This is a genomic window from Psychrobacter sp. ANT206, assembly GCF_056880555.1.
In genome coordinates this window covers 1,670,191-1,694,355 of record NZ_CP096271.1, presented here as the reverse complement: position 1 = coordinate 1,694,355, position 24,165 = coordinate 1,670,191, and the positions used below count along the sequence as shown (strand labels likewise).

Here is a 24,165-nt window from a genome sequence, read left to right as displayed (position 1 = left end):
TACCAGTACAGTGTGATTCTAAATCACCCTAGAACCAATTATAGGTTAAAGAGGTGAAGAAGTTAATACCATCAGTATTATAACCCGGTAGAGTAATATATTTTTTATTCGCAATATTATTTAAACGAGCAGTCATAGATAGATTATCAGTGAGTTTATAGTTACCACTGATATTCAATAAACCGTAAGAATTGACTAACTGTGAGTCTGTATTAGCGACACCACTATAATAATCACCAACATATTGGTATTCTGCACGAACATCTAAGCTTGGTAAGCGGTAGCCTGCATATACCAGACCTTTATGTTCAGGACGAATGGCAAGGAAATTACCATCGCTCGCACCGCCACTGGCATTTTTTGCTTGCTGATAGTCATAGCTACCACCAAATAAATAGCTATCAACAACCCAATCTGAAGTTAAGGTAATACCTTCAATTTTAGCTCTATCAACGTTTTCACTGCTACCGCCCCAAGGATTGCCAGGTGTAGGTTTTGCAACATAGCCAATTAAATCATCAACTTTGTTGTTATAGCCTGTTAGACGTGTCGACTGTAATACAGTATCGTATTCAACAAAAGCTTCATAGTTATCGCTGGTTTCAGGTTTCAAATTAGTATTACCTGAACCCGGATAGTATAAGTCATTAAAAGTAGGCGCACGAAAGCCTTTGGCGTAGTTGGCACCAGCGCGTAGGTTAGGATTAATGTGATAGGCACCACCTAGGTTGTAAGTCGTCTCACCACCATATTGTGAGTTGTCATCAAAGCGCACGTTGGCTTGAGCATCGAATTGATTGTTGGCCAATAGATAGCCTAAGAATGCGCTTTTCACGTCACGGTCATCAACGGTATAGGCAGTACTATCAAGCCCTTGGTTAAGGTATTCAAGACCATATATGCCTTGACCAACTTGAAACTTGTGCTGACCTACCAGGCTAACTTGATTTTGTTTGGTATCAAAAACACCAGGGAAGCTACCGTAGTTATCACTCTTATCAATAGAATGACCATACTGTAATTTGACAGAAGAACCAGGCATATAACGCCAATCAACAAACGCTTGCGCAGAACCGTTTTCTTGTTTTGAATAGGCGTTTGCTGCACCATCGTCATAATCTGTGGTCGATTTGCTATATAAGGCGCTTGCACCGGTTAACCATTGCTCATTGATACGCTGAGTTAACGCTAAGCTAACGTTATCGCTTTTAAAGCCGTCATCATCGCTATTATAACCATAGGCATTTGGTAAGGTTGCATTGATGCCATCCGTCTCATTATGGCTGGCTGATAAGCTCATTGTTGTGCCATTGCTACTGTTAAGTTGAGCACTAGCGCCATATAGATATTCGTTATGTGAGCCTACACCTGCAGTAATAGAAACCTGACTCTTTTCAATGTTTGAGCCTTTAGTAAACACTTGAATCACGCCGCCGATTGCGTCTGAACCATAAATACTAGAGCCAGAAGCACCATATAATATTTCAATACGATCTATTTGATCAGCAGGCAGTAAGCTCAATGTTGCGCCGCCAGCACTAATTGAGCTATAGCGTACCCCATCAATAAGCACCAATATTTGCTTATTATCATATCCACGCATATAAAAGTTTGAGGTAGTACCAGGCCCACCATTGGTATAATGACTGATACCTGGCTGACGTTTGATGATATCAAGGGCATTTTGACCTTGGAAGCGTTTTAAATCTTCTTTATCAACGACGCGAGTTTGAGCAATGACATTGCTGGTTTTAGTCGGTGTACGAGTGGCGGTGACTACAATTTTATCAAGCTCAACTTGTGGTAGCTCGCTATCACTGATGACATTGACGTCAGTAGCGGCGTTAGCGCTCATAGCAAATGCGCCAAATGCGCTTAAAATACACAACCGCAGATAAGTGGTTGAAGATGAACGTGATAAAACCATGTTGAATTCCAAATTAATCAAATAAAGAAGTTACAGAATTGAAATCTGAGCAGCTAAAAATTACAAAAAGTAATAAATAAAATACATGGCGTTATTATCTATAAAAGCACCTCATTTATAAACCACTTTCACCTAATGTTTATTCATCATAGGGTGAATATTATTCACTATTAGCTATCTTTGATTGTTTTAAGCAAAGGACAAGCTATTTATCATTTTTTTATTCACTAGTGATATTTTTGACCATCATAATTGTTATTATAGGGCAGATTTTTCCCGTTTTTCGTTATGCCATTCATAAAGCCATGAGGTTTGTTTTGTTTATTAAACATCGTCTGAATACCACTACCGTGCCATCTTTATCGATGTCATTGATGAAATTACCATTAATCGTGATAACACTACTCGTTGCTATGGCACTTAGTGTCCTCTCGCAGCCTAGTGCGTTGGCAGCTGAGACGAGCATACTGGGTGTGGGTGGGACTAAGACTGAGGAAGGGGATGGCACATCGATACCTGATTCATTCGGACGCGATACGCCTCGGCATACGGTGCAAGGATTTATTGCAGCATTGGGTGAAAATGATTATTTGCTGGCGAGTAATTACTTAAACCTATCTAAATCCGATAATCCCACAACCATTGTACGACAGTTCAAGCAAGCCCTCGATGCAGGTGGTCGTTTTCAGGCTGATTTGCAGATTAATAATACGCCTGAAGGCAATTTGACCGATCAGCTACCGCCAAGCCAAGAAAATGTAGGTGTCATCAAAGTCAGTGATGCCAGCATTCCTCTATTACTTGAAAGAGTGGTGTCAAAAGAAGGTGAGCAATATTGGCAGTTTTCTACCGATACACTCAGCTCAATACCAGAGGCGATAGAGAACTATGAGCCGACTTTGGTTTCTCGTTATACCATTGACTCGTTGGAAGGCAAAAAGCTTTTTGGTTATCAGTTGGCTGATTTGGTAGCCGCTTTAATGATGACTATCAGTAGTTTTTTGTTCACGTACATCGCAGTATGGCTACTGTATCATTTATTAGAAATCACTTACCCTCGTGTCCGTGATGTGCCGCTACCATTGCCAGATAAAGTGATATTGCCGCTAGCGGTGGTGATTATGGCGCTGATTTTATCTGAGGTGATGGTTTATGCGGGCGTGTCAGTGACCCTGCGCGAGCCTGTCAACCGTTTCGCCGAGATTGCTTCGTGGGTGGCGATAACGTGGTTGTTATTACGCATTATCGATGCATTATTTACCCGTGCAGTGAACTTAAGCTATAAGAAAAACTATACTGAACGGGTCTCAATTTTGGGGCTACTACGCAAAGTCGTCAAAGCACTGTTATTGATATTTGCAGTCATCGTCACTTTTGGTAACTTGGGCTTTGACTTAACGACGGGTATTGCGGCATTAGGTGTCGGTGGTTTAGCGTTAGCATTAGGTGCGCAAAAGACCATCGAAAACTTAGTCGGTAGTGTGGTAGTAGTGGCAGATTCGCCCGTACGTATCGGTGATTATTGCAAGTTTGGTACCTATGAAGGTACTGTTATTGATATTGGTATTCGCTCATCGCGCGTGCGTACTTTGACTCGGACTATCGTCACAGTACCTAATGGTGATTTTTCATCGATGCAAATTGAAAACTTTACCTCGCGTGATATGTTCCGCTTTTTGCATCAGCTATATATCAAGCGTACCGCTGATATTGATGTTGTGTTTAAAATGGTCAAGCATTTGGATACGTTTTTGGATGAACATGAATTAACCAATCAAGAATGGAACCAAGTTAACATCTTAGAGTTGCGTCAAGATTGTTATATTATTCAATTGCAAGCCTATATCAATGCCACTGGTATCATCGAATTTTATGAAAAACAAGACGTGCTATTTGTTGATCTATTAATGCAAGTTAGAAAGTATAATGTAGAGCATGCCCTGCCAACACAGCAGCTGATTGTTAAGCAACCAGAGCTTCAGGCTGAATTAGATCATGAAAGTAAAGAAGGCGAGACGGTTGACAAGAAAGCTGATAAAAAAAATGCTGCTGATGATAAGCCTGAAGCCGTTAATTTAAGCAAAGATGTGAATGCTGTTGATAATGAGCAGACCGCAGATAAACCCAAAGATGGCTTAAAAAAGGATATGATCGACAATAGATACAAACGCATTCATAAAAATCGTGGGTATAATTTAGCAAAACTAAAGTTCAAGCAGGTTAAAAAGAGCTTTAGATTCCCTAAGATATGAAGCATTTAATAAGATAACCTATTATAAAGGCACTGCTTTTCTATTATTTAGCCAGCCGTAATGTGACCATAGTAGTAAACTAGCAGCACTCCGATGTGGCGACCAATCTTTGGTCGCCATTTTTAATTGTTTTGGTGTTGGACGTTCTGCTAGACCTAGCAAATCCATCGCTGCGACTTTAATCGCCAAGTCATCGACCGCGAGTACATCAGCTCGTCCTAAAGAGAATAATAAGTACATTTCAGCCGTCCAACAGCCAATACCAACGACGGCAGTGAGTATCTCAAGTACTTCTTTATCACTTATGGTGGTTAATGCTTCAAAGTCGATATCATGCTCAACCAATGAGCGCGTATAACGAATTTTTTGCTTAGATAACCCTTGTGTTCGCAATATATCCTCTTCTACCTGAATAATCGTTTGCGGTGAGGTGAGGTTAGCATCAAGCAGTTTTTTCCAAATGCTGGAAGCCGCCGCTACAGATAGCTGTTGACCAACTATCGCTCTCATTAGCTGCTCAAAGCCGCCAGTATTACGTCTTAAGTCTGGAGTACCCACTTGCTCATAAATAGAAGCAAATTTTGGTTCAATAGCAATAAGTGCCTCGATGTGAAGTTTTAGGTGTTTATTATTTTCAATTGTTTTAACGGTTTCGATGTTTTTAAGACTTTTAACGGTTTTTATTATCTCAGTATTTTGTACGTCCATGAGAGACTTGTCCTAAATAATTAAATTTACCTACTGAATATAGGTTAAATACAGCTATAAAAAAAGACTGCTTATTTGCAGTCCTTTTTTGTTCCTAAACCAAAGAGCTTACTCGCTATCAGGCTTATTCTTTTTTAATAATACCAATACAGCGCCATTGCCACCATCTTTTGGCGGGGCTGAGCAAAATGCCAACACTTCTGGTAATTGACGTAACCAACCGTTGACGCAAGTTTTTAGAATCGCTTCACTACCTTTACCATGGACGATTTTTACCGATGTTTCATTGTTTTGCTTTGCTTGGCTGAGTAATTGAGTCATCGCTACACGTGCTTCTTCAATAGTGCAACCATGAATATCTACAGCATCATACCAACGCAATTTACCTTGTTTTAGCTGGGTAAAAATTTTGTTTTGTAAGGTAGGGTTTTTATAAGATAAATAGGCTTCACCAGCAACAGGGTTCAATAAAGCCTGCATATCTGATAAACCAGCGCCCAAGTCGCTTGCTTCGCCACCTTGAGCGGCTGCACGTTTAGACAGTGTCGCTGCATCAGGCTTTTTGGCTTTTGCTGCATTGGCAGGTGAACGTACGTTTTTATCGTCGAGTTGATTGACACCATTCATTGCTTGCATGAACAAGACTTTATCGTCATCGATATGTTCGCTATCCATCTGTTTGACGGTTTTTTTAACTTGCTTTTGAGTCAATAGCGAGACAGGCTCAGTGGGCTTACCGTCGTCGCCATCAGGTGACACGGTATCACGACCTTTACTCAATTGACCTTTAAGCTCTTTAAGTTGGTCTTGCATTTCTTTTGAAAATAGAGAGTTTGACATAATAATTAATGTATCGTTGGTTAGTGAATAAATGATTAATTGAGTAAGTAATAAAGATAATGATTATTTTCATAGTGGCTTTATCTAAACTATCTCACTTACTTTACGCCTGTGCTGCGACGCTCGCAAGTAAGGATTGTAATGCTTGTCCAGGATGATCGGTTTTCATAAATTGCTCCCCGATTAAAAAGTGCTGAATATTATGGCTTAGCATCATGCGGATATCGTTACTGCTGTGAATGCCACTTTCGGTTACGATGAGCGGTCGTAGCAAGCTATCATTAGGGTTAGCAGAAAATGCATCATCAATAGCAAGCTCGCGTAATAGGGCGTTCTTTAAATCAAGTGTCGTCTGCAAATCCACATCAAAGGTATTTAAGTCACGGTTATTGATACCGTAGATATTGTGCTCTGAATGTGGCAGTTGTAGGGCACGTTCAAGCTCTTCTGCCGTATGCACTTCTATCAACACATCCATACCAAGCTCGATGCTTAGCGCATGTAGCTCTTGCGCCTGTGCGTCATCAAGGCACGCCATAATCAGTAATATACAATCTGCACCAAGTAAATATGACTGATAAATCTGATAGACATCAATCATAAAGTCTTTACGTAATATCGGCAGATCACAAGCTTCACGTGCTTGGACCAAGTAGCTATCATCACCTTGAAAGTAATCGCGATCTGTCAATACAGACAGACAGCTTGCGCCTGATTGCTCATACTGCTTAGCAAATAAAGCCGGCGCAAAGTTGTGATTGATAATACCTTTAGAAGGCGAGGCTTTTTTTATCTCAGCAATAATACCGATATCAGCGGCGCGCAATGCACTGGCAAAACCGCGACGAGGTTGTTTATCTGCCGCGACTTTCGCTTGTAAGTCCTCAAGTGATAACAGATTACGAGCAGCAGCAACCTCTTCATGTTTGGTAGCAACGATACGTTGTAATACTGAAGGAATATGTGAGCCAACTGTTTTGTTAGTAGTCATGGCGGTATCCAAATATGGTTAAAGATAAATAGTCTATGATGGCTAGGTTTATGTACTTATAAGTTAAGCATTGGCTGCCAATTGCTGCGTATATTGTGCCAAAGACTCAAGCTTCACTAAAGCCTCGCCATTTTGGATAATTTTTTGTGCTCGGCTCACACCGTTTGGATAGTTGCTTGCAAGTCCTGCAGTATATATCGCTGCGCCTGCATTTAACGCAATCATATCGCGCGCTTTAAGCACTGATCGTTCATGTGTCTCTGTGCCTGACAAAGCGGCACGTATTAGCTCGAGGCTTTGCGCTGGTGAGTCAACATCAAGCCCAATCAAGGTTTGTGAATCAATACCTGCATCCTCTGGCATCATATCATAGACAGAAATTTCACCATCTTTTAATTCAGCCACCGTGGTCGAGGTTGCGAGACTTATTTCATCCAAACCATCTTTTGCACCGACGACCATCACGTGGCGCGCGCCTAGATTTTTCATGACCTTTGCTAAAGGTTCACATAATTGCGCGGTAAAAACGCCAATCACCAAATTGGGCGTACCAGCAGGGTTGGTGAGTGGACCTAAAATATTAAAAATCGTTCTAGATTTTAGCTCGCGGCGTACTGGATTGGCATAACGCATGGCACTATGGTGGTTTGGCGCAAATAAAAAGCCAATACCTTGGTCTTCGATACAGGCTTGAGCTTGCTCAGGTGTCAGCGATAGACTGATACCAGCTTGCTCAAGCAAGTCCGAGCTACCAGATTTGCTTGAAACACCGCGGTTACCATGTTTGGCAACTTGTGCACCTGCTGCTGCTGCTACCAACGCTGCCGCTGTAGAGACATTAAATAAGTTGGCACCATCACCACCTGTACCAACGATATCGACCATATAGTCACAGTCTTTTGGGGCGATATTTGACGCTAAGGCACGCATAGCACTTGCTGAGGCGGTAATCTCATCGATTGATTCGCCTTTCATACGCAGACCGGTCAAAATAGCACCCATCATGGCATCACTACATCTGCCTTGCATGATGATTAGCATCACTTGATACATCTCATCAAAGGTCAGATCAATGTGTTGAAAAATCCTACCTAATGCGGTGGTTAGTAGCTCATGGATACTGTCATCTGACAGCTGATGGATATCTTCTGGCGTACGGGTTACGTTTGAAAGTACATTCTGCAAAGGAGCAGTGGTCATCATATTCTCACTTATTATTATTTTAAATTTTTAGATAATTTCTAGCGGCTAGCCTACCTGTGGCAAGTTATCGGTGTCTATAACAGCCAAATGATGCGCTCTTAAAAAGTTATTAAGCAGCTTATAGCCGGCCTCGCTTAAAATAGATTCAGGATGAAACTGTACCCCTTCAATGGCAAAGTCACGGTGACGAATACCCATGATTTCTTCTATGCTGCCATCGATATGTTGTGTCCAAGCAGTGATCTCAAAGCCATCAGGCAAGCTTGATTTATCAATAACCAGTGAATGATAGCGGGTAAACTGTGCAGGATTGGGTAAATCCATAAACACACCCTGTCCATTATGGTAAATAGCGGATAAGCGTCCGTGCATCACTTCGCTTGCTTTGACTATGTTACCACCAAACGCCTGTCCAATAGCTTGGTGACCCAAGCAGATACCCAGTATTGGTATCATGCCTTTAAAAGTATCAATCAATTCAAGTGAGATACCGGCGCTATCAGGGGTGCAAGGTCCAGGACCGATAACGATGACGTCAGGCGCAAGCGCTTTTATTTGCTCAATGCTAATCTCATCATTACGACAAACGGTGATGTCCTGCTGCAATTCACCGAAGTACTGTACAATATTATATGTAAAGCTGTCGTAGTTATCGATCATCAGAATCATGAGGGCTTCAACTTATTGAGATGTTTACTGTTGGTATTGATTAATAAATTTGTATGGCAGTTTGCTATGTCACTTAATGTTAAAGGTTTTATGGCATCATTATATTAACATTATTTTGTCGTCTATCAAATGTGATGATTCTATAGATTGAATGTCGATAGATAAAAGGATGTTTAATCGTTAATGGAACGGCAACTTGGCACCATTACCGCTGTTAAAAAAGTATATTTTCAAAAAATATTTGTAAATGTTCTACTATGGTGCACATGCACTAAATATATTCTTATCTATGCACTATTATGATGCTAATATTATGATATTGAATCATCAATATTCATTGTTAGAAGCAAATGTGAGAGAATATTTTTTCTGAAAGATTAGACTGTATTTTATTTAACCGACTGTATTTGTTAGTAATAAATTAAAAATCTGATGATATAGAGTAATGAAACTAGCTAGGTTGGCATGGCTGTTGCATCTTCCTAGCATACAAGTATCTTGCATCTTCCTAGCATACAAGTATCTTGTATTGCCTTGCAGCACAAACTATTTATCAATCAGCGTCTGAAGAGTGCAACATTATTAGCGAGATATTGCTAATATAGCAATTGCATTTGTCTGATTGATAAAAATGTGTCATTAATAATAAAGACAGATACTGGCTATTAGTATGAATAACGAGTAAAAACCGTTATCTTCAACCTCAGCACTGTTTAGTAATACAAAGCCATTACCATAATTTCAGTACCATGATAATCACTAGGGAAACTATCTATGTCAAATAAACTACTTGATCTGATCAAATCATCCAACGCTAAATGGGTTGATTTCCGCTTCACTGATACCCGCGGTAAAGAGCATCATATGAGCTTTCCAGCTCATAGCGTTGATGAAGAATCGATGGAAGATGGCAAAATGTTTGATGGCTCATCGATTGCTGGTTGGAAAGGGATTGAAGCATCAGACATGATTTTGCGTCCTGATCCTGATACGGCGTTTATTGACCCATTCTTTGATGCGGTTACGGTTGTTGTGACTTGTGATATCATTGAGCCATCAACCCTACAAGGTTATGACCGTGATCCACGCTCTATCGCGCGCCGTGCTGAAGAGTATTTAAAATCTACCGGTATTGGTGACACTGCCTATTTTGGTCCTGAGCCTGAATTCTTTGTGTTTGATGAAGTAAAATGGTCTGTGGGCATGTCTGGTGTCAGTCATGAAATCGTCGCTGAAGAAGCCGCTTGGTCAACTAATAAAGACTACGAGTGGGGCAACATGGGTCATCGCCCACGTGTCAAAGGCGGTTATGTACCAGTACCACCGGTTGATAGCGCACAAGATATGCGTACTGTCATGTGTGATCGCATTGAAGATATGATTGGTGAAGGTTGTATCGAAGTCCATCACCATGAAGTTGCGCCTTGTCAGTTAGAGATTGGCGTTGCTTTTAACACTCTAGTACGCAAAGCAGATGAAGTGCAAAAACTCAAATATGCTGTACATAACGTTGCTCATCAGTTTGGAAAAACAGCAACCTTTATGCCAAAGCCTATCGTTGGTGATAATGGTTCTGGTATGCACGTCCATATCTCAATCTCAAAAGATGGTGTCAATACTTTCTCTGGTGATGAATATGCGGGCTTGTCTGAAACGGCATTGTATTTTGTCGGTGGTATTATTAAACACGCCCGTGCACTTAATGCGATTACCAATCCATCGACCAACAGCTATAAGCGCCTTGTGCCACATTATGAAGCGCCTATCAAGCTTGCGTACTCAGCATCTAACCGTTCAGCGTCTATCCGTATTCCGCACGTTAGTAGCCCAAAAGCAGTGCGTGTTGAAGCACGTTTCCCTGATCCAGCAGCCAACCCATACCTAGCGTTTGCGGCGTTGTTGATGGCTGGTATTGACGGTATTCAAAACAAAATGCATCCAGGTGAAGCAGCTGACAAAAATTTATATGATTTGCCACCAGAAGAAGAAGCACTGATCCCAACGGTCGCTGAAAACTTAGAAGTGGCGCTACAAGCACTAAAAGATGATCATGAGTTCTTATTAAAAGGCGATGTATTCACTAAAGAGATGTTAGAGGCTTATATTGCTCTAAAACAAGAAGAAGCACAGCGCGTTAATATCACGGTACATCCAGTTGAATTTGACTTGTATTACAGCTGCTAATTTATAGCTAATACGCTCAATGATTTTAATAAAAAACCAGTTAAGTAGATCTTAGCTGGTTTTTTTTGCTCTTGAATATTTGTGTTGACTGAGCTGACAAAATTTCTGTGCAGACGATACTGCTTTAATATGAAAAGTAACGCATAATAGTTTCATCTGTATATTAATAATAAGTATCTATTAGGCTGACTGACTATGACTCTATTATCAAAAAGTAATCTTTTGAATAAAAGTGTGACTTTAAGCCTGCTGACGGGTTTTATAGTTAGCACGGCTAGTCTTTGGATGCCTGTTGCAAATGCCGCTGCTATTTATAAAATCATTGATGAAAAAACGGGTCAAGTCACCTTTACCGATCGCCCTCAGAACTACGAAAATAAACCGGGCAAGCAAATTAGTGAAACTTCTGTTATAACGGACACTCGCTCTACATCCAATAATGCTACTAATAACAGCACCGCAGTAGATAGTAATCCTATTGCACCTGCTAAGCCAATGGTCACTAGCAATGCAACACCGCCAGCGATGGCAAGTGCTTCAAGCGCAATTCAAGCACCACGCGTCAGTTATCAATTGACGATGATTGAGCCTAGCGAAGAGCGCGCCTATCGTCGTCCGGCGCAAAGTATCGTGGTCACTCTACAAACTAAACCTGCACTACAAGTAGGAGATAGTGTGAGTATTACGCTTGATGGTAATGAAGTGGCCCAAGGTTTAAGTGCCTCAATTTCTACGGTTGATATTTTACCGGGTTCTCATGTAATCAATGCTGTAGTCAAAAACGCGAAAGGGCAGACGTTAAAGCAAATATCACGAACTATTTATGTGATTCAAAATACGCAGACATTGCAAAATAATAAAAAAATTGCTGAGCAGCTTTTGGCTTATCAGCGCTTGCCTTGGCATCAAAAGGTGTTGTTAAAACTGCGTCAAGATGGCAAACAGCCTAATATGCAAACCTTTAATAAACCACAAGTAGACACACCTATGACACTTGAACAGCCAGCTATTAAATAGACTATGATGAATAATGTTATCTAAAAAATAAAGGCAATCACTGATATCAGCGATTGCCTTTATTCATACTCATCTTTTCATATAACTTTGACTGCATTTTATTTAGTCAACTCAATCGTACCATTGGCAGTGACTGAGATGGTGCTGTTACCAGATTCAAAGTTTTGGCTTGGTACCGACGCATCAGCACTCTCAGCTTTCATACTCATTGCATTATACATCGGGCGCGGATAATTGCTGCCAGTGTTTAGATTGACATTGACGACACGATAGCCGCGTGCATCCCAAGCACGGGTCATATTTTTAGCTTGCTGCTGAAAAGCGCGTGAAGCCTCAGTCATTAGCTTTTGCTCTAACGCATTCTTTTTGATATCTGAAACACCAAAGCTGAGATTTTCCATCACTAAGGTTTCTTGTAAATCAGCAATCAGCTGGCTAGTTGCGGTAAAATCCGTACTTTTTAGATCGATATTTGCCTGTCCTGTCCAGCCAATGATTTTATTGCTTTTATCATAGCGTGGGTAGGTACGCTGTTGCCCTGTACTGACGGTGACAGTTGGGTAGCGTTTAGCGATTTTTAAAGCATTATTAATCGAAGTGTTTAATGTGGTTGCTAATGCTTTTGCATCAGTCGCCTGTGCTTTTTTATATAAGCTAGCAGTGACCTCATCGTTTTGAATCTCTTCTTTTACTTCTGCCTGAAAAGTAAGTTGGTCGTAGCCAGTTGGTGCTGCATGAGCGCTTCCTATCATCGCTATTAATAAAAGCGCTGTACCAGTGCTGAGAGCAGCTTTACTAGTTAATATGTTTTTCATCATAATCTCCTGAATGACGTAATTGTGTTTGAAGAAGTTAATTTGAAAGCCATAAAAATGCATTTTATTTATTTGGCATTTTTTATAGCATTTAAGCTTCTTAGCTAAAATAGCAAAATTTAAAAGTATCGCTGTGAGAATTTTGTCACTTAAGTTACAGTCCCATGTAGTATAAAAAGTAAACAGTTTTACGATTGGGGTTGTAATAATAAAAAATTCTTGTATAATCTGCAGCTGGTGGCCCCATTGGTAGCCTCGCAACATTGTTCTATGAATCCCGCCAGGACCGGAAGGTAGCAACGGTAATAGTTATAATGTGTGCCGAGGATGTGCTTTTGGGGTCGCTTTTTTTTGCCCAAAATTTGATAATAAAATATATAAATAAGCCCAAATATTGAATCCTGATAATAAGCCCTTCATTATAAAGGGCTTTTTTTTCGCCTGTCTTTTGTCTTATTTTGAACTTTTAGTAAACTATATAAGTTAAAATACAATACAGTAACTTTTATTAACAATAAGATTAATACAAAGCGTATTGGAGTCTGACGATGAAAGTGTTTGTTTGGTCATTCATTGTAGTGGTTGTATTGGTAATGATTTTTGGTACATCAATATTTAATAAGTTGGTACGCGCCCGTAATCAAGCAAAAAATGGTTTTGCGCAGATAGATGTACAGCTAAAACGTCGTCATGACTTGATTCCAAACCTAGTCGAAACTACAAGACGTTACTTGTCTCACGAAGAAGAGACGCTGATAAGCGTTATTAGTGCGCGCAACCATGCTCAGAGTCTGCAGGATTCTAGCAAGCATCAGCCAGACTCGCTTGAACACATGGCGCTATTTGCCAAGGCTGAGAGTATGTTGTCCAAAGCATTAGGACAGTTCTCAGCGGTTGTGGAAGCGTATCCTGAGCTAAAAGCAGACAGCATGATTAAAGAGTTAATGGATGAGCTGACCAATACTGAGAACCGCATTGGCTTTGCCCGTCAGCACTATAATGACAGCGTAATGTTCTACAACAATGACCGCGAGGTATTTCCCAATAATCTGATTAGCACGACTTTTAGTTTTCGTCCTCTCAGTCCATTGGTCTTTGAAGATAGAAAAGCGATTGCACAAGCACCTGTCGTCAATATGGGCTGATGTTTCATTACGTTCGTATGCTTAAATGCGTTCAGCTATTTTTAAGTCAGGCAACTAGATGGATTTTTTTGGTGAACAGCGTACTCGTACTCAGCGAAGTCTGTTGCTCTATGGGCTATTTTTTCTCATTGTCTTTGCACATCTGGCAGTAGCGCTGGGTATCATGGCGCTGCTGCTGACGATATTTACTGGTGTCATTTACCATTGGGTGTTGATACTGGTTGTGGTCTGGATAATCGGTAGCTTTGTCATTGGCAGTTTTTTAGAGTACAGACGTTTAGAAGCGGGTGGTCGCGCTATTGCCCAACGCGTGGGCGGGGTTCGGCTATTTATCGACCACAGCCAAGATGCGTGGGAGCATAGTCAAGGGGTTGCTCATCAGCATGAGCCTGTACCAAAGGTTCGCTTCAGTGCACGCCAAATTGCGGTACATGATGAGCGTGATTTCCCGCCTGTTTATCGTCGCTATTATGAGATTGCCCAGCAGCTAGCGATTGCTTCAGGTTTTAGTATGCCAATATTATATGTGTTGCCTAACGAGCAAGGCATCAATGGATTCGTTGCGGGTCGTCATAGTCAAGATATGGCGCTTGTAGTTACCCAAGGCGCACTTGATAAACTGTCTGATGAGGGGCTATATGGTCTGATAGGGCACGAATATGGTCATCTCTTACATGGTGATCCCAAGTTTAATCTACAACTAATGGTGGTGTTAGCAGGCTTACAATTACTCTATGACTGGAGTGATCCAATTTCCAATCATCGTTCCCTTGATACTGATATCACTTCCCATCAGTCTCTATCACAGAGACAAGTTGATCATTTTGCACGCAGTACAGAGGCGCAAACCGCCCGTTTTACCACTCATAGTGAGTGGGTCACTTACTGGCAGCAGCAATCACAACAACAGCAGTCCTCAGCCAAGCGTCAGTCGAAATGGTTGCAAAATAGACCTGTAATAGATCGACAAGCACCGCGTAATATCTGGACATTACTAATACATGGGTTGAGCTTCTCTAGCATGGCAAGTGCCCAACTAATCAAGCGCAGCTTTAACCGCGAGCGTGAATTGCTAGCCGATGCGACCAGTATACAGCTCACACGCTCGCCAGCAATTATGGAAACCTTACAAGCCATTCATCAAGATTCCTTGGGTTCGCGCTTGACAGGTATCGCCGATATTAATGGACTTAGTCATTTTTTCTTTGCCAGTAGCGGCGCCGACCTAGGTGATGTTTCATGGTTTGCCACTCATCCAAGTTTGAGTGAGCGTATGAGCGCCATTAATGCCAATACTTATCACAAATTTGCCATACAAGTTGCCAAAGAAAAACGTATTAATCAGAAGAAAGTACAAGAAGTTTATGAGCAGCGCCGGCTGGGTGATTGGGGAGTAATAACAGCAAATAGCCTAAAAAGAAGAAATAATAGCCTAAGTATAGAATCGCCAGAAAAAATCATACTTCAATCTCAGTCATCACCTAGTATTTATAAGAACAATGATACAAAAATAAGTAGTGAGTTAAACACGGACTCAGGTCTTGAGTTTGCTGTAGAGAACGATGTGATAGTTGATGGGCGTTTACAAGTAAAAGCAAAGTCGATTGATAAACGTCAGCTGATAAGGCCATGGCAAGCAAAGCATGATAGCGACCTACTGGCAAAAAATTTAATCAGTACTGCTGATATAAACAAGGTGTCATTGCCACAATATGTGCTTAATCACAGTTACCATCCGCGGGGTGCGCAGGCTTTGATTGAGGCAGTGATGTTATGCCATCAAGGTTACATATTGTCTACCACTGCCACTTATGATTTATCAGATATCTGGAGTGGTATTCCTAAAGATAGGGTAGTGACTACGACTGATAGCAGCTCTACTTCTAATGTAAAACCTCGAATTGATACAATGAGTGATCAGAAAATATTGTTGCATGCCATAGACCAGCAGTTACTAGAGGTGGTTGCTGGTATTGATCGGCGGTTAGATAGTGCTTTGATAATATTTGCTATAAAGCAACTATCCCAGCATGATTTATCTAAAAGCGTGATAAATAAATTACGCCTAAAAAGTGAAAGTAGCCATAGCCACCAAAGCCATCTATATTATAAACAGCAAACAAAATCTCGTACCATGCTGATGCGCTATCAGCAAGGCATCATTCAGCTGTTTAAAAGCCAGTTAACCGTCGATTTGAGCAGAAATTTTGCTGATAATATAGCCAACGATGATAGTTATATTGATAAGCCTAAACCAGTATTCACGCGCTCAGAGAATACAATCTCTCGGTCACCATCAATTTTGTCATTATGGCAGGCGCTGCACTTACAGCAACTACTGCCTATACTGTCTGGTGTTTTAAACCATAAGTTAGCAAATGCTAATGAATCATGGCAACTGGAGTTACGAGCTGGTTTAGATGATATTTATGCCCAGCTTGATCCATCAGGTCAGGTTTTTAACAGCCTTGGCAACGCTGAAAAAACAATATTAACGCTACTAGCCTACCGATTATCAAAAGATGTCAAAGGTCAGGTAGCATCAGCTCTGAGGGATAGAAGTTTTAGTGTGTCCAATTATGTTGTATATGTACGCCGTCATGCACGCCTGATTGATATTGATTTAACAGCAGTGAGCGATGCAAATTTACAATGGCTACTATTGACTGCACAAAATTTAAATAGTGTGCAATTATTGGCATTGATAGAAGCAGTGCCTGTTTTTATATCATCAAGCATAGACAGTGAAGAGGCTGGTGATAATTATCAAGACAGGCAGCAGAGTGATGGTCAAATAGAGTATAATGGCGCTATAAAAAACAGCCATATTGATGATGTCATTACTGATAATCTATATATAGTTAGCCATTATCGTCAATGGCTAAGTACATTGCATACAGTGATGTTACACGATACGATAGTCAGCCAAGATGAATATGATTGCTTAACGATACTAGCAGAGCACTGGCTTGGTGTTAGACAGCTTTTTTAGGTAGATTGGACGATTTTATAGTTAATGCATCAAGTAATTGTTAGCATCGTTTTTGACAGTAAAAGCCTGTAAACCCATTTTAGATAAGTAGGATAGTAGAGTCGCATGAGTGATATCCAAGACCCGCAGCTGGTATTACAGCACCGTGTACAGCAGCGTCAGATTTTAGCGATGATGGGTATCAATCAGTGGGTGCAGCCAAGCTCAGAAACTCTTAATATCAGTGATATTGCAGCATCTACTGTCATGCCCAGTATGACTCAGTCTGATTCTACTACTAGCAACGTCAAGACACAGCCAAATAATGAACAGCCAGTTGTCAGCATCGCAGATCCAGATGAAGAAAACGTTAAAATATTAGATAGCAGGGCTGACCATGATGTCTCTGCTTATCCATATAATGAAGCGGAAATTGACGACCTCCAAGATATAAGCGCGCATACCTTTAACAAGCAAAGCCCAGTTACTTATAGTTTTGATGCAGTCAGCCCTGATACCGCAGTTGGTTCTAAGATAAATACGGTCGTTCAACAAGACGTTGCCCTGTTTGATGAGCGGGTATTTGCTAATGACAGTCATTATGACCATACCCTTAAGGTAGCACCGTTCGACTTACAAGGTGGTCGTTATGGCGATTGGGTAATCATTGCTGATATTCAAGCGCTTAATAATGACAGCCAAAAACTGTGGCAAAATATCACACAAGCGCTATCAATCTCTTGTGAGACAACATCATTCCCTATCTGTGAGGGCATGGATACGGCTGAACTTGCCAATGCCAGTTTTGCTGGACATGTCTTTAAAATTGGACGCTGCGAAGAAGAAATAAAGGTATTGGCGTTGACTGCGTTACCTGAAGGGCTTGAGCATCCCGATTTGACTGCTGCACCAACGTTAGATCAAATGCTTACTGATAGTCGCTTGAAGCGCACGCTTTGGGAAATGATTTCTGGTTCGGCTGATTAATAGTGAAAGTTTTGATGATTTTTTATAAGCAACATAGTCGTTAGCCAATAAAATAAAAACGTAAAAAGTATTTCAATGGTTAACTTTTAAATCCCATAAGTTTTAAAACCCAACTAACAACGATGATTTTATCATATTTAGGATAATGATTATGACTACCAAAGCCGCTCCTAACCGTGTACCTAATTTTTCAGCAGGACCTGCTACTATACCGACCGCCGTGTTATCACGTGCTCAAGAAGAGTTGCTAGACTGGCAAGGACGCGGCGTATCGGTGATGGAAATCAGCCATCGTAGTAAAGAATACATCGCGATTACTGAAAAAGCTGAAGCCAAACTGCGCTCATTGATGGATATTCCAGACAATTATAAAGTGCTGTTTTTGCAAGGTGGTGCCAGCTTACAGTTTTCAGCCATTCCATTAAATCTGTTAAATGGTGGACGCGGTGACTACCTCACTACTGGTGCTTGGTCAGGAAAAGCCATTAAAGAAGCGCAGCGTTATGCTAATTTAGGCCTTGGTGAAGTTAATCTGGTGGCAACAGGCAAAGACAGTAACTTTACCGACGTGCCAGACCAAAGTGACTGGAACCTGAGCGAAGATGCGGCGTATTTCCACTACTGTGCCAATGAGACCATTCATGGTTTGCAAGTATTTGAGCCACCGAAAGTTGATGCGCCTATTATCGTTGATATGTCATCTTGCATTTTGTCACAACCGATTGATGTGTCCAAGTTTGGGATGATTTATGCTGGTGCGCAAAAGAATATTGGTCCAGCAGGGCTAATTATTGTCATCATTCGCGAAGACTTATTAGGGCAGGCAAGTGAGTGGTGCCCGTTACTCATGAACTATGAACACCAAGCCGAAAAAGAATCTATGTCGAACACGCCAGCGACGTACTCTTGGTACTTGGCAGGGCTGGTCTTTGATTGGTTAGAAGAGCAAGGCGGCGTTGCTGCTATCGGAAAAATCAATCAACAAAAAGCGGATTTGCTCTATAAAACGATTGATGATAGTCGCTTTTATAGCAATCCAGTCGACCCTAAGTATCGTTCTATCATGAACGTCCCATTTACGTTGGCTGACAGCAATCTTGATAAAGTGTTTTTAGAAGAGTCAGAAGCCGCAGGTTTACTGCATCTAAAAGGTCACCGCGATGTTGGCGGTATGCGTGCTAGCATCTACAATGCGGTGTCGCTAGACTGGGTACAGCAACTGGTCGACTTTATGATTGCGTTTGAAAAGAAGCACGCTTAAGTCAGTACAGTTTTTGGCAAAAAGACGCACTTTTATGAGTTGCGTCTTTTTTTATGAGCATTAATGCTTATCATTGGTGAATAATTGTCATAGAGTCACTTTCACGCTGCAAACTATTAGGTTAAAAAAACTAAGTTTGTTATGATAAAATTTTGCGGCACTTACTGCTTTACATTATAGAGCAGCACTTCAGTCAATTATTACCATATTCATTGGGCTAGCACAGGGGTTTGTTATAACTTTATTATGATAAAAAATACCATGCTAAAAACTGTCCTATTAGTGACCATGGCGAGCTGGATACCAGCCAGTATCGCGGTGCCGATCACTACTACTGCGCTTGGTCATAATAGTCCTACTGAATATATCGACGCCCCATTTATGCCGTATGCCAATCCAAATGCGCCCACCGGTGGCACATTGTCGCTTGATGCGCGCGGTACTTTTAATGCGGCTAATAAATGGATGACGACGGGGGTAGCAATGGCTGGCACCGACTATCTATATGATACCTTGATGACGGGCTCATTGAATGAAGCTTTTACCATGTATCCGCAGCTGGCAAGTAAGGTCACTTATGATCCTGATGATACCAGCTGGATTATTTATCATATCAATCCTGCCGCACGCTTTTGGGATGGATCACCGGTGACCAGTCACGATGTAAAAGCCACTTACGACGCGATACTGAACAAAGGACCGATGCATATTCGCAGCTATTTGGGGGATATTAAAGACATTCAGATTATTAATAAACAGCAAGTAAAATTTGTTTTTGCCTCTGATAAAAATAAAGAGATTTTATTAACGGTTGGTCAATTTCCTATTTTTGCCAAGTCCTCTATCGATGCTGATTTTGAAAAAATTAGCCTAACACCATTGATGGGTAGCGGTCCTTACAAATTAGGGCGCGTTGATGCGGGACGGGCGGTCAGTTATGTGCGTGATCCCAATTATTGGGGTCGTGATTTGATGGTCAATCGTGGTCGTTATAATTTTGATATGATTAAGTTTGTCTACTATCAAAGTGATGAGATTGCTTTTGAAGGTTTTAAATCGGGTCAATATCGTTTTCGCCCAGAGAATAAAGCGTCTAACTGGGCAACGGGTTATAGTTTCCCCGCGGTAAAAGCAGGTCTTATTAATAAAGAATCAATAAGCAGTCAAAATCCAGTGCCGATGCAAGCACTTGTCATGAATATGCGTCGGCCCATCTTTCAAGATATTCGTGTCCGTCAAGCCTTAACCGCAGCTTATGATTTCGAATGGATGAATAAAACCTTATTTCATGGGCAGTATGAGCGTTTGCAAAGCTTCTTTCATGGATCAGAGCTTGCCGCCACTGGCACGCCGACAGATGCAGAGATGCAGGTGCTAAGTCCATTATTATCTAAACTTGAACCAATGCAGCGCAAAGCAGTATTAATGGAGTGGCAGCTGCCAACCAGTGATGGTAGTGGCTTTAATCGCGAAGGGTTGTTAAAAGCGCGGCAGCTGTTGCTAGATGCTGGATTTTATTATGAAGATATGAAGCTGTATCAGCCGGATGGCAAGCTTGCTCAGATTGAAATTTTAATGACAGGCGAAACCATGGGTCGAGTGTTGTTGCCTTATATTCGTAATCTAAAGCGTTTAGGCTTTGATGTGACGCTACGCCAAGTGGATGGTGCACAATATTATGAGCGTGTGCGTCGTTTTGATTATGACATGGTAGTCGATGTATTCGCCCAGAGCTTATCGCCTGGTGCTGAGCAAGCGGCATTTTGGGGCAGTGCGGCGGCGGCTGAGCCTGGTAATCATAATACGGCTGGCATAAAAAATACTGCTATCGATACAGTGACAGCGTTGCTTGCCAATGCTAAAAACCGTGATGAGATTGTACTCTATACTCAAGTGCTCGATCGCCTGCTGCGTGCAGGTCACTATTTGGTGCCATTATATGGTAAGTCTAGTACCAATGTCGCGTATTGGAATCAATACCGTCATACTGAAAAGCTGCCATCTAATGCCATCGGTATTGATTACTGGTGGACGGATAAAAAAGCAGAAGCACGCGTTAATCAATATTTAAAACAGTAATCGACAATGACAGTAAGTGACAGTGACATTAAAAGTAATTTGAAAGAATTTAATAGACATTAGCAATAAAGATAACCACTGGTAAGGATTTAGTATGAGTATTCGTATTCACCCAATTAAAGCGTTCAATGACAATTATATTTGGACATTAATCAATGAGAGTAACAAGCAAGCCATTGTTATTGATCCGGGTCAAGCGGCACCAGTCGTTGCTTATTTAGAGGAAAATGGATTAGAGCTGACGTCTATCTGGACGACTCATCATCATCATGACCATATCGGCGGCGTTGCAGAGTTACAAGAATCGTATCCGATGACGCATCTGGTTGCGCATACTGAGCATAATGTCGATGAAGATCAGACCATAAAGGATGGTAGTACAGTAAGCGCGTGGGGCTGCTCTGCGCAGGTATGGGATGTGTCCGGTCATACTGCCAGCCATATGGCTTATATATTAGATATCGATGGCCTTAAGCATTGCTTTTGTGGCGATACCTTATTTAGTGCTGGATGCGGACGTGTATTTACAGGAACGATTGAGCAGTTGCATGACAGCTTTAAGCGTCTAAATGGACTGCCATCTGAGACGCTGTTATATCCTGCACATGAATATACTGCTAGCAACCTACGTTTTGGGCTATCTATTGAGCCTGATAATGAAGCGATGCAGCAAGCTTTGGCACAAGCAGAGGCGCAAACCGCACAAGGTGTGCCGACACTACCAGTGACCCTAGAGCATGAGCGTGCAATAAATGTATTTTTACGCACACAAGAACCGAGCGTGATAGCAGGAGTTAAATCTAAAGTGACTATCGATGATGACAAGTCTTTGATGGTATTCGCGGCGCTACGTGAGCTTAAAAATAACTTTTAAATTCTAATCAATGCTTTGACTGACGCTTTGAGAGTTATTAGCTGCGTATTCTTTCTATTGCCACATTTCTTACTATTAGGAAGCCGCCATTATGGGTCGTTATATCTTAAAAAGGTTGTTACTGATATTACCGACGCTATTTTTGATATTGCTGGCGAATTTTGTCATTGTACAAGCAGCGCCCGGCGGTCCTGTTGAGCAGCAATTCGCCATGATTGAGCAAGGTGCAAAAGACAATGCCTTGGGCGGTAATATTGGTGCGGGTAGTTCAGGTAATAATAGTACGTATCAAGGCACGCGCGGCCTATCAGAAGAGATGGTAGCGGCGATTAATGCACAATATGGCTTCGACAAATCCGCGCCTGAGCGCTTTTGGCTAATGCTAAAAAATTATGCCCAGCTGGATTTTGGGGAGTCGTTTTTTAAAGGGCAATCGGTCACTGATTTGATTATCGAGAAGCTACCCGTTTCAATCTCGCTTGGGCTTTGGAGCACGCTGCTGATTTATATGATAGCCATTCCGCTTGGGGTCTATAAAGCCATGCATCATGGCTCAGGGATTGATAAAGTCACAGCCATGCTACTAGCTATCGGCCATGCAATACCCGTTTTCGTATTTGCCGTTATATTACTGGTGTTTTTTGCAGGTGGCAGCTACTGGAATATCTTTCCACTGCAAGGCTTGACCTCTGAGAATTTTGATCAATTGAGCGTGCTGGGTAAAATCAAAGATTACTTTTGGCATTTGGCGCTACCGCTGCTAGCAAGTACGGTTGGTGGTTTCGCTGGCTTGACCTATTTGACCAAGTTTAGCTTTTTAGAAGAGCTCGGCAAGCAATATGTGCTTACTGCTCGTGCCAAAGGCTTGGCTGAGCGTCAAGTGCTATACGGACATGTGTTTCGTAATGCCATGCTGATTATTATTGCCGGTATTCCAGCGGCTATCGTTGGCATTTTCTTTGCCGGTAATTTCCTTATTGAGATTATCTTTAAGCTTGATGGTTTGGGCTTGTTAGGTTTCGAAGCCATTCAGCAGCGTGATTATCCCGTGATATTTGGCACGCTGTTTATTTTTACCTTGGTAGGATTATTATTACAGTTAATCAGTGATTTAAGTTATCACTTAATTGATCCCCGTATCGATTTTGAGGGGCGCTAATGTCAAGTCATCTATTACCTTCAACGCACTCAAGCGCATCTGCTATTGCTATAGAAAAAAAACGTCGCCTAAATCCTATCTGGCAGGCACGACTTAATCGCTTTCGTCAAAATCGTCTTGGCGTCATATCGCTGTTCATTTTTGCCTTGATATTTGTCATCTGTATGGCAGCCAATGTGATTGCCAATGACAAGCCGCTACTTGTACAGTATCAAGGCGATTACTACTTCCCCGTACTAAAAGCCTATCCTGAGACGACTTTTGGCGGGGTATTTGAGACCGAGACCAATTACAAAGATCCTGCGGTACAAACACTGATTAATGATCAGGGTTATTATGTGATGCCGATCATTCCGTTTGCTGATCAGACGCCAAACGTTGAGCTGGGTATTCCATATCCAGCGGCACCCAATAGCCAGAATTGGCTTGGTACGGATGACTTGGGGCGCGATGTGCTGGCGCGTATACTGTATGGCATGCGAGTGTCATTATTATTTGGTCTGGCATTGACACTTGCAGGAGCAGTGATTGGTATTATCGTCGGTGCGATACAAGGCTATTACGGTGGCTGGATAGATTTGGCAGGGCAGCGTTTCATGGAGGTTTGGGGCGGTATGCCGCAGCTGTTTATGATTATTATTTTGGTCAGCTTATTTAGCCCTAGTATTTTTATGCTATTTGCGATGATGTTATTGTTTGGCTGGATGGGATTGGTTGGTTTGGTACGGGCAGAGTTTTTGCGCGCGCGCAACTTTGACTATGTGCGTGCGGCGCGTAATCTGGGGGCTTCCGACAGCCAAATCATGCTAAGGCACATCTTGCCCAATGCCTTAGCATCAAGCTTGTCACAGCTGCCGTTCATTTTAACGGCCAATATTATTGCGTTAACAGCGCTAGATTTCTTAGGTTATGGTTTACCGCCTGGGTCACCGTCGCTGGGTGAGCTGATGGTACAAGGGAAAAACAATCTTGATGCGCCTTGGCTGGCCTTATCGGGATTTTTTAGTTTAACCTTTATTTTGTCGTTGCTCATCTTCGTTGGTGAAGCACTGCGTGATGCCTTTGATCCGAGGCGCTCTTAAT

18 protein-coding genes and 1 other RNA gene are annotated in these 24,165 nt (G+C 41.7%); 12 read left to right on the top strand and 7 right to left on the bottom strand.

Going from position 1 to position 24,165, the window contains the following annotated elements:
• Nucleotides 1-28 precede the first annotated feature (28 nt).
• Nucleotides 29-1,927, bottom strand: coding sequence for a TonB-dependent receptor plug domain-containing protein (locus M0221_RS07035; protein ID WP_483283373.1), 1,899 nt, complete (start codon nucleotides 1,925-1,927; stop codon nucleotides 29-31).
• 305 nt (nucleotides 1,928-2,232) lie between these two features.
• Between M0221_RS07035 and M0221_RS07030 the strand changes: the two genes are divergently transcribed.
• On the top strand, nucleotides 2,233-4,179 hold the full coding sequence (locus M0221_RS07030) for a mechanosensitive ion channel family protein (protein WP_483284767.1): 1,947 nt from the start codon (nucleotides 2,233-2,235) through the stop codon (nucleotides 4,177-4,179).
• 21 nt (nucleotides 4,180-4,200) lie between these two features.
• Here M0221_RS07030 and M0221_RS07025 read toward each other — a convergent pair whose 3' ends face one another.
• The 5 genes from M0221_RS07025 to M0221_RS07005 all read right to left on the bottom strand — a co-directional run bounded on the left by M0221_RS07025 (nucleotide 4,201) and on the right by M0221_RS07005 (nucleotide 8,590).
• Complete coding sequence (locus tag M0221_RS07025) at nucleotides 4,201-4,887, bottom strand: DNA-3-methyladenine glycosylase family protein (RefSeq protein WP_483283372.1); 687 nt, start codon at nucleotides 4,885-4,887, stop codon at nucleotides 4,201-4,203.
• A 108-nt stretch (nucleotides 4,888-4,995) separates the two neighbouring features.
• Nucleotides 4,996-5,727, bottom strand: a complete 732-nt coding sequence (locus M0221_RS07020) for a Smr/MutS family protein (RefSeq protein ID WP_011513775.1) — start codon at nucleotides 5,725-5,727, stop codon at nucleotides 4,996-4,998.
• A gap of 103 nt (nucleotides 5,728-5,830) precedes the next feature.
• Nucleotides 5,831-6,718 (bottom strand): indole-3-glycerol phosphate synthase TrpC, encoded by an 888-nt coding sequence (gene trpC / locus M0221_RS07015; protein WP_483283371.1) that lies wholly within the window; start codon nucleotides 6,716-6,718, stop codon nucleotides 5,831-5,833.
• 63 nt (nucleotides 6,719-6,781) lie between these two features.
• On the bottom strand, nucleotides 6,782-7,921 hold the full coding sequence (gene trpD / locus M0221_RS07010; protein WP_011513773.1) for an anthranilate phosphoribosyltransferase: 1,140 nt from the start codon (nucleotides 7,919-7,921) through the stop codon (nucleotides 6,782-6,784).
• Between the two features lie 45 nt (nucleotides 7,922-7,966).
• Nucleotides 7,967-8,590, bottom strand: a complete 624-nt coding sequence (locus M0221_RS07005) for an anthranilate synthase component II (protein ID WP_483283370.1) — start codon at nucleotides 8,588-8,590, stop codon at nucleotides 7,967-7,969.
• A 774-nt stretch (nucleotides 8,591-9,364) separates the two neighbouring features.
• On the opposite strand from M0221_RS07005, the gene glnA reads away from it, so the two are divergent.
• Together glnA and M0221_RS06995 are read left to right on the top strand one after the other, a co-directional pair.
• Complete coding sequence (gene glnA, locus M0221_RS07000; protein WP_011513771.1) at nucleotides 9,365-10,774, top strand: type I glutamate--ammonia ligase; 1,410 nt, start codon at nucleotides 9,365-9,367, stop codon at nucleotides 10,772-10,774.
• Between the two features lie 195 nt (nucleotides 10,775-10,969).
• The gene (locus M0221_RS06995) at nucleotides 10,970-11,791 is read left to right on the top strand and encodes a DUF4124 domain-containing protein (protein WP_483283369.1); all 822 of its coding nucleotides are present in this window, start codon (nucleotides 10,970-10,972) and stop codon (nucleotides 11,789-11,791) included.
• 98 nt (nucleotides 11,792-11,889) lie between these two features.
• Here M0221_RS06995 and M0221_RS06990 read toward each other — a convergent pair whose 3' ends face one another.
• Nucleotides 11,890-12,606, bottom strand: a complete 717-nt coding sequence (locus tag M0221_RS06990) for an SIMPL domain-containing protein (protein WP_149491687.1) — start codon at nucleotides 12,604-12,606, stop codon at nucleotides 11,890-11,892.
• Nucleotides 12,607-12,850: 244 nt separating this feature from the next.
• Here M0221_RS06990 and ffs point away from each other — a divergent pair.
• The 9 genes from ffs (at nucleotide 12,851) to M0221_RS06945 (ending at nucleotide 24,164) form a co-directional block, all read left to right on the top strand.
• Nucleotides 12,851-12,947, top strand: an RNA gene (gene ffs / locus M0221_RS06985) — signal recognition particle sRNA small type.
• 207 nt (nucleotides 12,948-13,154) lie between these two features.
• Complete coding sequence (locus M0221_RS06980) at nucleotides 13,155-13,751, top strand: LemA family protein (protein ID WP_149491686.1); 597 nt, start codon at nucleotides 13,155-13,157, stop codon at nucleotides 13,749-13,751.
• Nucleotides 13,752-13,809: 58 nt separating this feature from the next.
• The gene (locus M0221_RS06975; protein WP_483283368.1) at nucleotides 13,810-16,743 is read left to right on the top strand and encodes a M48 family metalloprotease; all 2,934 of its coding nucleotides are present in this window, start codon (nucleotides 13,810-13,812) and stop codon (nucleotides 16,741-16,743) included.
• A 105-nt stretch (nucleotides 16,744-16,848) separates the two neighbouring features.
• The gene (locus M0221_RS06970; RefSeq protein WP_483283367.1) at nucleotides 16,849-17,709 is read left to right on the top strand and encodes a hypothetical protein; all 861 of its coding nucleotides are present in this window, start codon (nucleotides 16,849-16,851) and stop codon (nucleotides 17,707-17,709) included.
• A 151-nt stretch (nucleotides 17,710-17,860) separates the two neighbouring features.
• On the top strand, nucleotides 17,861-18,970 hold the full coding sequence (serC, locus tag M0221_RS06965; RefSeq protein ID WP_483283366.1) for a 3-phosphoserine/phosphohydroxythreonine transaminase: 1,110 nt from the start codon (nucleotides 17,861-17,863) through the stop codon (nucleotides 18,968-18,970).
• A gap of 246 nt (nucleotides 18,971-19,216) precedes the next feature.
• Entirely contained in the window at nucleotides 19,217-21,049 is a 1,833-nt protein-coding gene (locus M0221_RS06960; protein ID WP_483283365.1) for an extracellular solute-binding protein, read from the top strand.
• Nucleotides 21,050-21,143: 94 nt separating this feature from the next.
• Nucleotides 21,144-21,923, top strand: a complete 780-nt coding sequence (gloB, locus tag M0221_RS06955; RefSeq protein ID WP_483283364.1) for a hydroxyacylglutathione hydrolase — start codon at nucleotides 21,144-21,146, stop codon at nucleotides 21,921-21,923.
• A 91-nt stretch (nucleotides 21,924-22,014) separates the two neighbouring features.
• Nucleotides 22,015-23,082, top strand: coding sequence for a microcin C ABC transporter permease YejB (gene yejB / locus M0221_RS06950; RefSeq protein WP_011513762.1), 1,068 nt, complete (start codon nucleotides 22,015-22,017; stop codon nucleotides 23,080-23,082).
• Nucleotides 23,082-24,164, top strand: coding sequence for an ABC transporter permease (locus tag M0221_RS06945; RefSeq protein WP_483283363.1), 1,083 nt, complete (start codon nucleotides 23,082-23,084; stop codon nucleotides 24,162-24,164). Before yejB ends, M0221_RS06945 begins: the two co-directional genes overlap by 1 nt.
• Nucleotide 24,165: the final 1 nt, after the last annotated feature.

Bases quoted from the DNA above. Each gene is read 5' to 3' on its own strand.
- M0221_RS07035 (WP_483283373.1), bottom strand. From the start codon at position 1,927: ATGGTTTTATCACGTTCATCTTCAACCACTTATCTGCGGTTGTGTATT.
- M0221_RS07030 (WP_483284767.1), top strand. From the start codon at position 2,233: ATGAGGTTTGTTTTGTTTATTAAACATCGTCTGAATACCACTACCGTG.
- M0221_RS07025 (WP_483283372.1), bottom strand. From the start codon at position 4,887: ATGGACGTACAAAATACTGAGATAATAAAAACCGTTAAAAGTCTTAAA.
- M0221_RS07020 (WP_011513775.1), bottom strand. From the start codon at position 5,727: ATGTCAAACTCTCTATTTTCAAAAGAAATGCAAGACCAACTTAAAGAG.
- trpC (WP_483283371.1), bottom strand. From the start codon at position 6,718: ATGACTACTAACAAAACAGTTGGCTCACATATTCCTTCAGTATTACAA.
- trpD (WP_011513773.1), bottom strand. From the start codon at position 7,921: ATGATGACCACTGCTCCTTTGCAGAATGTACTTTCAAACGTAACCCGT.
- M0221_RS07005 (WP_483283370.1), bottom strand. From the start codon at position 8,590: ATGATTCTGATGATCGATAACTACGACAGCTTTACATATAATATTGTA.
- glnA (WP_011513771.1), top strand. From the start codon at position 9,365: ATGTCAAATAAACTACTTGATCTGATCAAATCATCCAACGCTAAATGG.
- M0221_RS06995 (WP_483283369.1), top strand. From the start codon at position 10,970: ATGACTCTATTATCAAAAAGTAATCTTTTGAATAAAAGTGTGACTTTA.
- M0221_RS06990 (WP_149491687.1), bottom strand. From the start codon at position 12,606: ATGAAAAACATATTAACTAGTAAAGCTGCTCTCAGCACTGGTACAGCG.
- M0221_RS06980 (WP_149491686.1), top strand. From the start codon at position 13,155: ATGAAAGTGTTTGTTTGGTCATTCATTGTAGTGGTTGTATTGGTAATG.
- M0221_RS06975 (WP_483283368.1), top strand. From the start codon at position 13,810: ATGGATTTTTTTGGTGAACAGCGTACTCGTACTCAGCGAAGTCTGTTG.
- M0221_RS06970 (WP_483283367.1), top strand. From the start codon at position 16,849: ATGAGTGATATCCAAGACCCGCAGCTGGTATTACAGCACCGTGTACAG.
- serC (WP_483283366.1), top strand. From the start codon at position 17,861: ATGACTACCAAAGCCGCTCCTAACCGTGTACCTAATTTTTCAGCAGGA.
- M0221_RS06960 (WP_483283365.1), top strand. From the start codon at position 19,217: ATGATAAAAAATACCATGCTAAAAACTGTCCTATTAGTGACCATGGCG.
- gloB (WP_483283364.1), top strand. From the start codon at position 21,144: ATGAGTATTCGTATTCACCCAATTAAAGCGTTCAATGACAATTATATT.
- yejB (WP_011513762.1), top strand. From the start codon at position 22,015: ATGGGTCGTTATATCTTAAAAAGGTTGTTACTGATATTACCGACGCTA.
- M0221_RS06945 (WP_483283363.1), top strand. From the start codon at position 23,082: ATGTCAAGTCATCTATTACCTTCAACGCACTCAAGCGCATCTGCTATT.